Annotated in this window: 13 protein-coding genes and 1 other annotated feature; of the genes, 11 read left to right on the top strand and 2 right to left on the bottom strand. The window is 54.4% G+C overall.

Translation table 11 applies throughout. From position 1 onward, the window contains the following. Positions 1–25: 25 nt before the first annotated feature. Complete coding sequence (locus AC0YNW_RS15380) at positions 26–1,618, bottom strand: DEAD/DEAH box helicase (RefSeq protein WP_475832676.1); 1,593 nt, start codon at positions 1,616–1,618, stop codon at positions 26–28. 119 nt (positions 1,619–1,737) lie between these two features. On the opposite strand from AC0YNW_RS15380, the gene AC0YNW_RS15375 reads away from it, so the two are divergent. The 7 genes from AC0YNW_RS15375 to leuS all read left to right on the top strand — a co-directional run bounded on the left by AC0YNW_RS15375 (position 1,738) and on the right by leuS (position 7,201). Next, positions 1,738–1,938 (top strand): YwbE family protein, encoded by a 201-nt coding sequence (locus AC0YNW_RS15375; protein ID WP_475832675.1) that lies wholly within the window; start codon positions 1,738–1,740, stop codon positions 1,936–1,938. Positions 1,939–1,991: 53 nt separating this feature from the next. Beyond that, on the top strand, positions 1,992–2,336 hold the full coding sequence (locus AC0YNW_RS15370; RefSeq protein WP_475832674.1) for a hypothetical protein: 345 nt from the start codon (positions 1,992–1,994) through the stop codon (positions 2,334–2,336). Next, positions 2,326–3,081, top strand: coding sequence for a GNAT family N-acetyltransferase (locus AC0YNW_RS15365; protein ID WP_475832673.1), 756 nt, complete (start codon positions 2,326–2,328; stop codon positions 3,079–3,081). The genes AC0YNW_RS15370 and AC0YNW_RS15365 overlap by 11 nt, the downstream gene beginning before the upstream one ends. Positions 3,082–3,084: 3 nt before the next feature. Next, entirely contained in the window at positions 3,085–3,327 is a 243-nt protein-coding gene (locus AC0YNW_RS15360; protein WP_475832672.1) for a hypothetical protein, read from the top strand. After that, on the top strand, positions 3,305–3,646 hold the full coding sequence (locus AC0YNW_RS15355; protein WP_475832671.1) for a hypothetical protein: 342 nt from the start codon (positions 3,305–3,307) through the stop codon (positions 3,644–3,646). The genes AC0YNW_RS15360 and AC0YNW_RS15355 overlap by 23 nt, the downstream gene beginning before the upstream one ends. A 331-nt stretch (positions 3,647–3,977) precedes the next feature. After that, positions 3,978–4,382: a hypothetical protein gene (locus AC0YNW_RS15350; RefSeq protein WP_475832670.1), complete on the top strand. Its 405-nt coding sequence runs from the start codon at positions 3,978–3,980 to the stop codon at positions 4,380–4,382. An 84-nt stretch (positions 4,383–4,466) separates the two neighbouring features. Then, positions 4,467–4,703: a binding site (T-box leader), on the top strand. 59 nt (positions 4,704–4,762) lie between these two features. Beyond that, a complete protein-coding gene (gene leuS, locus AC0YNW_RS15345; protein ID WP_475832669.1) occupies positions 4,763–7,201 on the top strand; it encodes a leucine--tRNA ligase in 2,439 nt (812 codons plus the stop codon). Between the two features lie 52 nt (positions 7,202–7,253). On the opposite strand, the gene comER is transcribed toward leuS, so the two are convergent. After that, positions 7,254–8,093, bottom strand: a complete 840-nt coding sequence (gene comER / locus AC0YNW_RS15340; RefSeq protein WP_475832668.1) for a late competence protein ComER — start codon at positions 8,091–8,093, stop codon at positions 7,254–7,256. Between the two features lie 112 nt (positions 8,094–8,205). Between comER and AC0YNW_RS15335 the strand changes: the two genes are divergently transcribed. From AC0YNW_RS15335 to AC0YNW_RS15320, 4 genes are all read left to right on the top strand, one after another. Further along, on the top strand, positions 8,206–8,766 hold the full coding sequence (locus AC0YNW_RS15335) for a ComEA family DNA-binding protein (protein ID WP_475832667.1): 561 nt from the start codon (positions 8,206–8,208) through the stop codon (positions 8,764–8,766). A 70-nt stretch (positions 8,767–8,836) separates the two neighbouring features. Then, positions 8,837–10,132 (top strand): homocysteine synthase, encoded by a 1,296-nt coding sequence (locus AC0YNW_RS15330; RefSeq protein WP_387474166.1) that lies wholly within the window; start codon positions 8,837–8,839, stop codon positions 10,130–10,132. Between the two features lie 121 nt (positions 10,133–10,253). After that, entirely contained in the window at positions 10,254–10,784 is a 531-nt protein-coding gene (locus tag AC0YNW_RS15325) for a deoxycytidylate deaminase (RefSeq protein WP_387474164.1), read from the top strand. 132 nt (positions 10,785–10,916) lie between these two features. Beyond that, positions 10,917–13,544 (top strand): ComEC/Rec2 family competence protein, encoded by a 2,628-nt coding sequence (locus AC0YNW_RS15320; RefSeq protein WP_475832666.1) that lies wholly within the window; start codon positions 10,917–10,919, stop codon positions 13,542–13,544. The last annotated feature ends 103 nt before the right edge of the window (positions 13,545–13,647 follow it).

The following is a 13,647-nucleotide window of genomic DNA, read 5'->3' as shown; positions in this document are numbered from 1 at the left end:
GATCATCGGACTGGGTTTTTTTGAATTATCGTTTGCCGCGGCCGCCGGAGCGACTGCTAGAACGACCACTGCTATTTGGCTTGCCTTGCCCGCCTTGTTGTCCGAAGCTGCGTCCGCCGGAGCGCCCGCCGGCTTGCTGGCCTCTTGGGCTCTTCCCGCTAGTTGGCGCAGAACGCTTGGACCCGCGTTCAGAGGAACGTCCGCCTTCCCGGCGATTCCCCCCCTCACGCTGTTTGCTGCGCGTGCTTCCAGAATCGTCTGCTGTCGTCCACGGGTTGCCGTCGGCTTGAGCCGCTGCCGGTTTGCCGCCTCGCGGATTCGGTTTCACGGAGCCGCGACGGCCTTCACGTTGTCCGTTCTGGTCGCTTCCGCGTCTGTCCCGGTCGCTTCCCCGTCCGCCGCTTCGGCTTGACGGTCGGCCGGAGTCTTTGCTTCTGCCTTCTCTGTTTCGGCTGTTCTTGTCACTGCTTCGCTCCGTTCGGCGAACAGACGACAATTCGCCTTCTTGGTCAATCGCGCGATGTTCAAGGCGGGCATTGATACTCTTCTCAATCGCCGCTAATTTGGAAACGTCATAAGGCGTAGCGAGTGTGACAGCCATCCCATTGTGTCCGGCGCGGCCGGTTCTGCCGATTCGGTGAATATAGCTTTCGCCGTCAAGCGGCATGTCGTAATTGTAGACATGCGTCACGCCTTCGACGTCAAGGCCGCGCGCAGCGACGTCCGTCGCAACAAGCACTTGCAGACGCGCATCACGGAATCGCTTCATGACTTGCTCGCGCTTCGCTTGCGTCAAATCGCCGTGAAGCTCGTCCGATACGATGCCTACATCTTGCAACGCTTCGTTCAGCTTCTTGGCGCGAATCTTGGTTCTGCAGAAGATAACGGCCAAATAAGGGCGATGCTGCTCCAGCAGATGGATTAGCGCACGCTGCTTCCCGCGGTCGGTTGTATCCACGACAAGCTGCTTGATGCTGTCAAGCGTAATGTTGGCGCTGCGAATCTGTACATCCTCGGGCGCATTCATATATTCGGAAGCGAGTCTGCGAATCGCGTCCGGCATCGTAGCGGAGAACAGCATTGTCTGGCGGGCTCTCGGTGTCTGCGTAATGATGCTCTCTACCTCGGGAAGGAATCCCATATGCAGCATCTGATCCGCTTCGTCCAGCACCAGCATCGACAGCTTGCCCAGACTGACAGTACCGCGAGTCATATGGTCAATCAGACGACCAGGTGTCGCGACCACAATATGGGGAGCGCGCTGGAGCTTGCGAATTTGGGCATCAACATCTTGTCCGCCGTAAGCAGCCAGGACATTGGCGCCGATGGCCGGGGCCAGCTTCTTCATCTCGGCCGTAATTTGAATAGCCAATTCCCGTGTCGGAGTTAGAATTAGCGCTTGAACCTGCTCTTTATTTACGTTGATCCGCTCCAGAATGGGCAAGGCGAAGGCCAGTGTCTTGCCTGTGCCTGTCTGAGCTTGCGCGATCACATCTTTGCCGTTCATAAGCAGCGGTATAGTCTGCCGCTGTACAGGGGTCGGCTCGCTGATGCCAGCCTGTTTCAATAAGTCGTTCAGCTCCCGGGATACGCCGAGTGCTTGGAATGCGTTAGCCATGCGATAAGTTCCTCATTTCATGTCATATGATGCTAAGTATAACAGTTGCGGGGAACATGTGCATCTTCCAAATGCATATGCTATGCTTATAGCCATCATCAACGAAGAGGAATGAGAACATGCAGACATCAGGAACCAACCGCTCTATGATCAAGCCGGGACTGGAAGTACATATTGTGCTGAAACAAGATCAGCGGACCGGAAAGCTGACCAGAGGCGTTGTGAAAGACATCTTGACCAATTCTCCGCAGCATCCGCACGGCATTAAAGTAAGGCTGCAGGACGGAGCAGTCGGCCGCGTTAAGGAGATTTTGTCGTAATTCAATGGGTTTAAAGATCATGGGCTTAGCGGCAGGCAAGGAGGAGCGGCTTTATGGCATTCGGCATTACCCGCGTCGAGATGAAAGCATGGAAGGCGAGCGTATCGCGGGGGGAGATCGCCTTTTTGACTCATTATTGGCTGGACGACCGCTTTCCTGACGTACGAACCGTTACGAAAGTAGGCTGCTCGGATCTGGACAAGCTGGCCGATTGGTGCAGGGAGAACGGCTTGAACCCAATGTATATACATAAGCGGGCGGAATACCCTCACTTTGATCTGTTAGGGTATAAGCAGGCCGAGATCCTGACGAAAGAGAAACGTTACGACCAGTTGGAGCGATTCCGCATCCCTCCCTGCGAAGCGAGCAAGAGGGGAGAAGGAGATATTGGAAGATAGAGAACAGAGTGACAAACGGATAGAGGAAATGAGCCTGAACGGCTGGCCAGCCCTGCAGACGGTTCTGTACGATGGCTGGCTGCTTCGCTTTGCCGACGGCTACACCAAGCGATCCAACTCCGTTCAGCCCCTCTATGGATACAGCGGCAATCTGGATGAGCAAATCAACCGTTGCGAAGAGCTGTACCGTGCTCAAGGTCAGCCGACTGTTTTTAAAATAACGCCCTTTGCAGAGCCAGCGCATTTGGACGCGAGACTGGAGGAGCTTGGGTATGAACGGATTGATCAAACGCAGGTCAAGACGGCTTCAATCGTTGATCTACCTGTACCTAGACAGGGGGATGGATTTCACTGCTGGCCGGAATTGACGGATGAATGGCTGGATGCCATTGCTCGTTTCCAGGGTCTCAGCGACTGCCAAAAGGAAACGACACGGCGCATGCTGGCCGGACATCCCTTGCGAAGGGCTTTTGGTCTGTACAAACGTGAAGAGGTTCCGGTTGCAGCGGGATTGGTCGTGCTGGAGGACGGATACGCCGGATTATACGATATCGTAACGGACCCCACCGAGCGCGGGCGCGGTTATGGCGAGCGGCTGACCCGTGGTTTGCTGGGATGGGCGAGGGGACAGGGCGTCAGGATGTCCTATCTGCTTGTGGTGAAAAATAATACGGCAGCGAATCGACTATATGACAAGCTGGGATTCATGACGCGATATGACTATTGGTACCGTGTAAAGAAATAAAGCATGCTTAACAGTAATAGTCAGTCAGGTGAGCGCAAGCGCATCAGCAGCCTGAAGTCATCGGGGAAATCCGGAGGGCCGGCATGGCTGCTTGTATTAAGCATTATTCTGGTGGCGCTCGTATTGCGAGCCCCCATTACAGCGGTTGGACCGATTATTGACCAAATCCGTCTGTCGATCCTCAATACTGGCAGGCAAAAGAGCGAGCCAACGGGGGCTCGTCATGCTCACCTCCAGCCTGTTTAGCATGGGGTATCTTATTTTGCTTTTGGGCAATCAATCCTGGGTGTTCCTCAGTATGATCATTCTCGGGCTTGGTATAGGCGGAGGTTTTGGTCTTGGGTTAATGTTATTTGCGCTGTGCGCAAGCACTACGGAACAAGCCGCGGAGCTGTCCGGTATGGCGCAAGCAGTTGGATATCTGCTGGCTGCAAACGGTCCCCTATTATTCGGCCTTATTCATGATTGGACTGGGAGCTGGAATGTGCCGCTCTTGCTTATTATCGGTATCTCGGTTGTATACGGCTTGCTTGGATTATCGGCAGGGGCTGATCGCAAGGTCTGATGAAGACAGTCGAGATGAGATCGAAAAGAGATTGCATGTTGAGGTTCCCTTCGGGGGACCTTTTTTTTATGGACTAAGAAGGGGTGGATGGACAGCAGTTCAGATTGAAAAAATGAGACATGGTATGCAACCTGCAGGAGGTTGGACGCGTTAGAAAGATAGAAGTAGATGGAGATTCATGGAAAGCAAGTCATGAAGTTCGCAGATGAACGCCGGGAAGCATTCCGTGTAGTAGCCTATTGGATCATGAAGGCAGTGGCGGATGAAGAAGACGAATGAATATACTGACAGGTATCTTGATGCAAGCATTCGGTGTAAAGGAGCTATGAGTATGACACGTACCATTATCATATTAGCCGGAGCAGTATCGATTGCAGCAGGTTTGGCTTACATTGGAACGTCTTGGCTTGCCGCTGACTTTCTGGGATCAGAAGCGGGTTCGGAACGAGAGACTGTCCGGTTCTGGAGTATGTGCTCCATCGTCATCGGGGTCTTACTGCTGGGATTGATGGCTGCTCGCCGCTGGATGAAGGAAGGACTCAATGACGGCTTGCTTATTGTGGCACTTGCGGCGATTTTCCTTATTCAGATACCACCGTTCGGATTGTGGATGCTGGGCTTTATTGCGAGCGGTTATACGGCCATCTTAGGAATACTTATGCACGGTGCGCTTATGGCCATGGTATGCTTGACGTTTGTCTCAAACAGAAGGAGCTTGGCCAGAGAGACCGCTTGATATCGAATTATGAGCTGCAAGACCGATGTAGCTTGACATGCAAGAGCGGGGACTTATATAATCGGTAGTAATTGTTTGACTTATATCATGGCGTTGAAGAGGAACAGTACAGGCGTTGCATTGGATTAGAGAGCCGGCGGTTGGTGGAAGCCGGACCATGTGCGCAGGGAAGCTCGCCTCGGAGCCGAACGGGCAACCTTCAGGAAGCTGAAGGCAAGTCGTTCCGAATCGTCCGCGTTAGGGACGTCAAGTGAGCTAGGGCAGGGCATGCCTGATGCTAACTAGGGTGGTACCACGGGAGAATATCCTCTCGTCCCTAGCGTTAATCCGCTGGGGGCGGGAGGTTTTTATGTTTTTAAGACGATTAGGAGGAAGTACGAATGACTCAGGAACAGCAACGACACGGCTACAATCCGCTTGCGATTGAGCCGAAATGGCAGCAATACTGGGACGCGAACAAGTCGTTCCAAACAAAGGAAGAACCAGGGAAGCCGAAGTTCTATGCTCTGGATATGTTCCCGTATCCTTCGGGAGCGGGTCTTCATGTAGGCCATCCGGAAGGTTATACGGCTACCGATATCGTATCGCGCTATAAGCGAATGAAGGGGTACAATGTGCTTCATCCGATGGGGTGGGACGCATTCGGCTTGCCGGCTGAGCAGCATGCTCTGGACACTGGCCAGCATCCTAGAGATATTACGTTCAAAAATATTGACAATTTCCGCCGTCAGATCAAATCGCTGGGCTTCTCCTACGATTGGGATCGCGAATTCAGCACGACGGACCCGGATTATTATAAATGGACGCAATGGATTTTTATCCAGCTGTACAAGCGCGGTCTGGCATATGTAGCAGAAGTGCCTGTCAACTGGTGTCCAGCGCTTGGCACTGTACTTGCGAATGAAGAAGTGATTGATGGCAAGAGCGAGCGCGGCGGTCATCCAGTCGTCCGCAAGCCGATGCGTCAATGGATTCTGAAAATTACTGAATACGCAGATCGTTTGCTGGACGATCTGGAAGAGCTGGATTGGTCCGAGAGCATTAAGGATATGCAGCGCAACTGGATCGGTAAGTCGACGGGCGCGGAAGTAACGTTCGACATTGACGGGCATGAGGGCTCGCTGGTTGTCTTTACGACACGCCCGGACACGCTGTTCGGCGCAACTTATTGCGTGCTGGCGCCAGAGCATGAGCTGGTTGCCGCGATTACAACAGCCCAACAGAAAGCGGCGGTAGAGGCTTATCAGGAAGCGGCAGCCCGCAAGAGCGATCTGGAGCGTACGGATCTGGCGAAGGACAAGACGGGCGTCTTCACGGGTGCGTATGCGATTAATCCGGTCAACGGCGCTAAGACGCCAATCTGGATTGCCGATTATGTGCTTGCCGGTTATGGTACGGGCGCCATTATGGCGGTTCCGGGCCACGATGCGAGAGACTGGGAGTTCGCGAAGCAATTCGATCTGCCGATTATCGAGGTAGTGGCAGGCGGAGACATAACCGAGGAAGCCTATGCGGGTGACGGTGCGCATGTGAACTCTGATTTCCTGAACGGACTGAATAACGAAGAAGCGATCAAAGCGATCATCGGACGTCTGGAAGAGACGGGCAAGGGCAAGGCGAAGGTAACCTATCGCTTGCGCGACTGGCTGTTCAGCCGCCAGCGCTACTGGGGAGAGCCGATTCCGATCCTCCATCTGGAAGACGGCACGATGAAGCCGGTACCGGAAGATCAATTGCCGCTGCTGCTGCCGGATGTGGATGCAATCAAGCCTTCCGGCACGGGAGAGTCACCGCTGGCGAACGTGACCGAATGGGTCAACACCGTTGATCCGGAGACGGGCATGAAGGCTCGCCGGGAGACGAATACGATGCCTCAATGGGCAGGAAGCTGCTGGTATTATCTGCGCTTCATCGATCCGAAGAACGACAAGGAGATTTGCTCGCCGGAGAAGCAGAAGGAATGGCTGCCGGTAGACTTGTACATCGGCGGCGCGGAGCATGCCGTACTGCATCTTCTGTACGCGCGCTTCTGGCATAAGGTGCTGTACGATCTGGGCGTCGTTCATACGAAGGAGCCGTTCCAGAAGCTGGTGAACCAAGGCATGATTCTCGGCATGAACAATGAGAAGATGTCCAAGTCGCGCGGCAATGTCATCAATCCGGACGATATCGTGAACGAGTTCGGCGCGGATACCCTGCGGATGTACGAGATGTTCATGGGGCCGCTCGAAGCAACGAAGCCTTGGAATACGAATGGCGTGGAAGGCACCTACCGCTTCCTGGCTCGTGTATGGCGCCTGTTCGTGAATGAAGACGGAACAATCAGTTCCAAGATTGGCGACGGCGAGACGACCGATGCATTCAAGCGCACATGGCATCGTTCCATTAAAAAAATTACGGATGATTACGAGAACCTGCGCTTCAATACCGTAATCAGCCAACTGATGATCTTTGTGAACGAAGCGTATAAGACAGACGTGCTGCCTCGCGAAGCGATGGCGCAGTTCGTGCAGATGCTGTCTCCAATCGCACCGCATATCGCGGAAGAGCTGTGGGAGAAGCTTGGTCAGGAAGGAACGATCAGCTATGCGGCTTGGCCAACCTATGAGGAAGCATGGACGGTCGATCAGGAAGTGGAGATCGTTGTACAAGTGAACGGCAAAATCGTCGAACGTATATCGATTGCCGCGGATACGAACGAAGCAGACATGGAGTCGCTTGCGAAGGGTCTGGAGAAAGTGCAGGAGCTGATCGCAGGCAAGACGGTTCGCAAGGTAGTCGCAGTCAAAGGCAAGCTAGTTAATATTGTAGCCAACTAATCGAATCAAACTCGCAACCCAAAGAGGTGAGCGGGCTTTAGCTGAAGAACAGCTATTGTCCGTTCACCTCTTCGCCGTAAAATGCGGTAGAAACCTTTACGAGGTCTTCATTGAATTTGGCATGCGTCGTCCGAATAAGGCTGTTGAAGATGCCATCCGTCTCCCTCCGCAGCAGATTGAGCGCCTTCGCTGTGATGCCGCCGGGGACTGCGACGCGTTCCTGAATTTCTTCCGGGGTCATGCGCCCTTCGGTCAGCAGCAGCCCGGTGCCGAGCAGCATATTGCCCGCAACCTGCAGGGCAACGCTACGTGGGATGCCCGTCTCCTCTACCGCGGCATCGATAAATTGCTGCAGCAAAAAGGCCATGAATGCCGGACCGCAGCTGGACAGGTCGGAGACAATGCGCGTGTAATCCTCTTCGATGCGCAGCGGTTCACTAATATGGGAGAACAACGACTCCAGACGCTTTTTATCCTTTTCGCCCATGGTTTCGCCGTAGATGCATAGAGAGGCTCCGCTCCACACCAAATTGGTAATGCTGGGTATGATCTTAGCTACTTTACAGTCCAGCTCTCCCTCTAGATGGGAGACGAGAACCGGGCTGGTAATGGACACGATAATCTGTTCGGGCTGGATGAGCGGCTTGATGTCTTGGACGACATGGATGAATTCATGCGGCTTGACGCACAGGAAGACAATGTCGCTGCCGCGAGCCGCCTCCGCGTTCGTATATTCGGCTCTGATGCCGGGATACCGGTCCGCTATCGCCTGCGCTTTGGCATACGTGCGATTGCTGATGGCGATGTCTGCGGGCGCCAGGGCCCCGGAAGCGACAAACGCTTCAATTAGCAACGTTCCCATCGAGCCCGTTCCGATAAATCCTACATTCATACTAAGCCCTCCTATACCGATTACGCGTAATGTATGTTCTTGTATTCTATTCCGCAAGACTTGTTCCTTATGTCATCAATTACCATATTAATTGCCGAAAGGAGAAATTGCGATGTCGATTCGAATGATGGGACGGGAAGCCAGACGGATGAACAGGCTTCTGGCGGCTGCCTGCGTGGCGGGGGCTTTGCTGCTTATCGCGGCAGGCTTGATGGACGGCGCGCCAAAGCCTGAAGGAGAGTGGGTGCCACTTAATGAAGCGGTTCAGGTCTCCCTCGATACCTTGAACGGGAACGGCAATCCAGGAGATTCAGCGGATTCACCCGTACATATAGAGCAGTCGCGGGAGCAGCCAACAGGAGAAGGAGTAGGAGCGGTCAGTCTGGAGGTCGGGGCGAAGGAGCCGGATCATCAGGTATCCGAGATGGCGCCGTCCCAAGCGGCAGTACCTGTCATGACGAGCAGGGATGAGCTTGGCAGGCTGGATTTGAACCGCGCGTCGGCGGGAGAACTGGTGGAGCTGAAGGGGATTGGACCGTCCAAGGCGCAGGCGATTACAGAGGATCGGGAACGGAACGGAACGTTTGCAAGCGTAGATGATCTGATCCGCGTAAAGGGGATTGGGGAGAAGCTTTTGGCCGGGATCAAAGAAAGCGTTGTCGCCCGTCCATGAATGTGAGAGAATGGAAACGACACAGTCATATTTTACTAGATTTCGAAAACAATCGAGGAGGATTTTAAAGATGACAGAGGAAAGAAAATTCTCGCTAGAAACGCTATCCGTCCACGGAGGCCAAACCATCGACCCTACGACGCTATCACGCGCCGTGCCGATCTACCAGACGACTTCGTACGGATTCAAAGATACGGATCATGCGGCTAACCTGTTCTCGCTGCAGGAATTCGGCAATATCTATACCCGCATCATGAACCCCACGTCCGATGTGCTCGAGAAACGCGTAGCGGAGCTGGAAGGAGCGCCTGCAGCACTCGCGGTAGCTTCTGGCCAAGCGGCTATTACCTACGCCATTCTGAATATTGCGGGTTCTGGTGATGAGATTGTATCAGCAACCAGCCTGTACGGCGGTACCTACAACCTGTTCTCTACCACGCTGCCGAAGCTGGGCATTACGGTGAAATTCGTTGATCCGTCGAATCCGGAGAACTTCCGCAACGCTATCACGGACAAGACCAAAGCTGTATTCGCAGAAACCATCGGCAATCCGAAGGGCGATGTTATCGATCTGGAAGCTGTAGCCGCTATTGCTCATGAGAATGGTGTGCCTTTCATCGTCGACAACACATTCCCAAGCCCTTACCTGTGCCGTCCGATTGAGCACGGCGCAGATATCGTCGTTCATTCGGCAACCAAATTCATCGGCGGTCACGGCACTTCCATTGGCGGTGTCATCGTTGATGGCGGCAAATTCGACTGGAAGGCGAGCGGCAGATTCCCTGGACTTACGGAGCCGGACCCAAGCTATCATGGCGTAGTCTACACGGATGCGGTAGGACCTATCGCTTATATTATCAAAGCACGCGTGCAATTGCTGCGTGACATGGGGGCGGCATTGTCGCCATTCAACTCCTTCTTGCTGCTGCAAGGTTTGGAGACCCTGCACTTGCGCATGGAGCGCCATAGCTCGAACGCGCTTGCGGTTGCCGAGTTTTTGGAAGCGCATGAAGCGGTGGAATGGGTCAATTACCCTGGCCTGAAGAGCCATGCGTCGTATGAGCTGGCCCAAAAATATTTGCCGGATGGAAGCGGCGCGATCCTGACCTTCAGCATTAAAGGCGGCGTGGAAGCGGGCAAAAAGCTGATCAACGCTGTTAAGCTGTTCTCGCACTTGGCGAACGTGGGCGATTCCAAGTCTCTCATTATCCATCCTGCAAGCACGACTCATCAGCAGCTGTCGGCTGATGAGCAAGTGGCAGCCGGTGTGGCTCCAGGGATGGTTCGTCTGTCGGTCGGCACGGAAGGCATTCGCGATATCTTGGGAGATCTGGAGCAGGCGATTGCGGCAAGCCAACAAGGCTAATACCGCTTGGGACTGGCATCGGTGCTGACTTAGGATTACAATAGAATCACTAGTAAAGAACGAAGCGGGCATGTCCGTATCATCTGAGAATACGATAACAGCCAGAGACGGGGAGGAAACGATGACCTCAGCAACAAATGATGCCATCCGCAAGGATTGGGACACTTATTTCATGGATATCGCTTATATGGTATCGACGCGTTCGCGTTGTCCGCGCAGGCATGTCGGAGCGGTGCTTGTGCAAGGAAAGAAGCTGCTCGGAACGGCGTACAACGGAGCCCCGATGGGCGCGCATGATTGTTTGGAAGCAGGCTGTATGATCTCGGAAGAGGTCGAGGTGAACGTGGTGAACGGAGCCGAGCAGGTCGTGCGCAAGCAGCGCTGCATTCGTACCATTCATGCAGAGCAGAATTTGCTGCTCTTCACGGACAGGGCGGATCGCGAAGGCTCTGTCGTCTATGTCACCGACCAGCCCTGCTGGACATGTGCCAATATGCTGGCGAACAGCGGTGTAGAAGAAATCGTCTACCATCGCGGTTATCCGAAGGATAGTGAAAAGGTGTATGCGTTAATGGCTCAGCAGGGCATCGCGTTCCGGCAGGTGGAGAATTATACGCCGCCAGCCCAAGCAGGAATGGAAGTAACGCAATAAGCGGTACGACGGATGCAGCTTAGCTGCAAGCCTTTATAGGAAGATGTATCGTGAGGAGGAACCTCCAATCGCATGAAGTCATGCGGCTGGAGGTTCTTTTTTTATTTTCGGCGCAGGGGGGTTCGTGAAGGGATGGCTATGAATAGAAGGCCGCTTGTATGGTTTTCTTTAACTTTTGTGCTTGGCAGCTGCGCAGCTGCCGGACTCGGCTGGCGCGGCACGCTGTATGCGGGAGGGGCGGCGTTCCTGCTGGCGGTTGCCGCTGTAATTGGCAGGCAGGCGAGCAAAGGGCTGGCGATCATTTGTCTGCTCGGATTTTGTGTGGCTGCTGGCGAGCGGCTGTGGGCGGATTCACGCAATGTGACGGAGCTGCAGGAGCTGCTGGCGGTTGCTGAGTCGGATGGACCAAGAGCAGCCTACAGCGTCCGCGTAAGCGGCACAATCATTTCTGCGGTCGAGGTGGATGGAGACCGAGCGCAATTCCGCTTGGAGGCTGCGGCCATCCAAGTGGCAGATGAAGAACCGCTCATTATGCGCGGCGAGCGGCTTATGGTTCAGCTTCGGCTCGCAGCGCAGCCGGAGCAAGCGATCGCCGCGGCTTGGCAGCGCGGCGATCAAGTGCGCATCGACGGCGAGCTGTCGCAGCCGGCGACGGCAACCAATAGCGGCGGCTTCGACTATCGCCGCTACCTCAGCAGCCAGGGCATCCACTGGCTGTTGAAGAGTAAAGGCGCAGCCGCCCTCGCCGTAGAGGCTCCAGCGGCCGAAGCCCTCTCCGCGGCCGCCATATATGGCCGCGTCGACGCCGCGCGCGCTTGGCTGGGCGCGCGGCTGGACTTCATGTATCCGGCAGAGCAAGCCGGCTACATGAAGGGGCTCGTCCTCGGCATCCGCGAGGACCTCGACCCCGAGCAATTCAACCAATTCGCTCGTCTCGGCTTGACGCATATATTGGCAATATCGGGCCTGCATGTCGGCGTGTTCATGTACGCCTTGACTAGCATACTCAAGATGCTGCGTCAGCCGCGCGAGCGCATCTTGCTCATCTTGATGACGGCTGTTCCTTTCTATGTGCTGCTGACGGGAGCGTCGCCCTCGGTGCTGAGAGCGGGACTAATGGCTATGCTTGGCCTGGTTGCTGCCCGGATGGGCAAGCTGAAGGACGGCTTGCATTTGATCGCGGCGGCAGCAGTCGTCCTGCTGCTCTTCAATCCTTATTTTCTCAATGATGTCAGCTTCCAGCTGTCCTTTATCGTTACCTTGGGCCTCATTATCGGAGTGCCGCCATTCAGGCGCGCCCTGCCGAGATGGCGGCGGGGAGGCTGGGTATTGGATCTGATTGCGGTCACGGTGGTCGCCCAATTGGTATCCTTTCCGGTTACCATCTATTACTTTAACCAGTTCAATCTGCTGTCTCTTCTGGCGAACTTTGTGCTTGTTCCATTCATTAGCATGATCGTGATGCCGGCAGGGGCGGCTGCGCTAGTATTGTCGATGCTATGGCCCTGGGGCGCCAAGTTAATCGCGAATGTATCCGTCATTGCCAACGATGGATCATTTGCCATTATTGAATGGCTGGCCGATCAAGCCCTGTTCAGGCAGGTATGGGGAACACCGCCTTTATGGTGGGTGGTGGTCTGGTTATTGCTGATGGGAGTGGCTTTTCGAAGGCTGGGCAGAGGGGATGCGAGCATGGAGCAAGGGCGGCTTTCGGCAGCGGATTCGGAACACAGTGAGGAGACGGCTCCTATACAGGCGGAGGAAACTAAGCATTTCGGGGATGTAAAACCTTATCTTAGTGACTCTACAATTATGGAAACACGCAACCGTCTCAGCGTGTATAAGCCGCTGATCCTTCATGCGCTTGTTGCGATGCTGCTCCTTGTCTATGCTTATATGCCCGATGCGTTCGACGGGACGGCGACAGTCAGTTTTCTGGACGTTGGACAGGGGGATGCCGCGCTTATTCGTACCGCAAGCGGCAAGCATATTCTCGTCGACGGAGGCGGAGCGCTTTCGTTCCGCAAGCCTGGCGAGGAGTGGAGGAGTCGCAGCGATCCGTTTGAGGTCGGAAGCAAGGTGCTGGTTCCTTTATTAAGAGACCGAGGGGTTCATCGCATTGATTTGTTGATTCTCTCGCATATGGACACGGATCATATAAAAGGGTTGATAGCGGTCATTAAGGAGATTCCCGTCACCCGAATATGGTGGAACGGCACTCTGAGATCATCGGAAGATTCAAGCCGGCTAATGGAAGCGGCGCTTCGAGCCGATATTCCACTGTACGCTCCGATAGCGGGCGAGAGTTGGTCGCTTGACAAAGAGACTCGTCTGGACGTATTATGGCCGGCGGAACGCATGTCTGACATTCCCGTAATAAAAGATCAGAATGAGCTTAGCCTCGTTGTCGCCGTACAGCTTTACGACAGCCGGTTCCTGTTTACAGGCGACATCTCTACCCGGACGGAGAGTGCGATCGTCCGAATGACGAGAGAACGGATTCTTGTACCCCAAGAGCCAATCGATATGATGAAGGTTGCCCATCATGGCAGCCGTCATTCCACGGGCAACGAATGGCTGGCATACTGGCGTCCGTCCGGTGCGGTGGCTTCAGTGGGCGCCACCAATACATACGGCCATCCTCATCCAGATGTGCTGGGACGTCTGGAAGCGGCAGGAGTTGTATTATGGAGGACAGATACCGGCGGGGAAGCGAGATTCCGGGTAAGCAGCAAGGGGATATCGGCGTTCCAAAAATGAATAGCTATACGGATATCTATTAATTTGGTATTCTTTAATGTGGAGTTCTCTATTTTATTAAGAGAAGGGGCTCTGATTGCACATTTCCACAAAAAAAGACAAA

This window comes from Paenibacillus sp. J31R120 (genome assembly GCF_056269225.1).
This window is presented reverse-complemented; position numbering and strand designations above follow the sequence as displayed.

Bases quoted from the DNA above. Each gene is read 5' to 3' on its own strand.
- leuS (WP_475832669.1), top strand. From the start codon at position 4,763: ATGACTCAGGAACAGCAACGACACGGCTACAATCCGCTTGCGATTGAG.
- AC0YNW_RS15370 (WP_475832674.1), top strand. From the start codon at position 1,992: ATGGCATTCGGCATTACCCGCGTCGAGATGAAAGCATGGAAGGCGAGC.
- AC0YNW_RS15355 (WP_475832671.1), top strand. From the start codon at position 3,305: ATGCTCACCTCCAGCCTGTTTAGCATGGGGTATCTTATTTTGCTTTTG.
- comER (WP_475832668.1), bottom strand. From the start codon at position 8,093: ATGAATGTAGGATTTATCGGAACGGGCTCGATGGGAACGTTGCTAATT.
- AC0YNW_RS15335 (WP_475832667.1), top strand. From the start codon at position 8,206: ATGTCGATTCGAATGATGGGACGGGAAGCCAGACGGATGAACAGGCTT.
- AC0YNW_RS15380 (WP_475832676.1), bottom strand. From the start codon at position 1,618: ATGGCTAACGCATTCCAAGCACTCGGCGTATCCCGGGAGCTGAACGAC.
- AC0YNW_RS15350 (WP_475832670.1), top strand. From the start codon at position 3,978: ATGACACGTACCATTATCATATTAGCCGGAGCAGTATCGATTGCAGCA.
- AC0YNW_RS15360 (WP_475832672.1), top strand. From the start codon at position 3,085: ATGCTTAACAGTAATAGTCAGTCAGGTGAGCGCAAGCGCATCAGCAGC.
- AC0YNW_RS15375 (WP_475832675.1), top strand. From the start codon at position 1,738: ATGCAGACATCAGGAACCAACCGCTCTATGATCAAGCCGGGACTGGAA.
- AC0YNW_RS15330 (WP_387474166.1), top strand. From the start codon at position 8,837: ATGACAGAGGAAAGAAAATTCTCGCTAGAAACGCTATCCGTCCACGGA.
- AC0YNW_RS15320 (WP_475832666.1), top strand. From the start codon at position 10,917: ATGGCTATGAATAGAAGGCCGCTTGTATGGTTTTCTTTAACTTTTGTG.
- AC0YNW_RS15325 (WP_387474164.1), top strand. From the start codon at position 10,254: ATGACCTCAGCAACAAATGATGCCATCCGCAAGGATTGGGACACTTAT.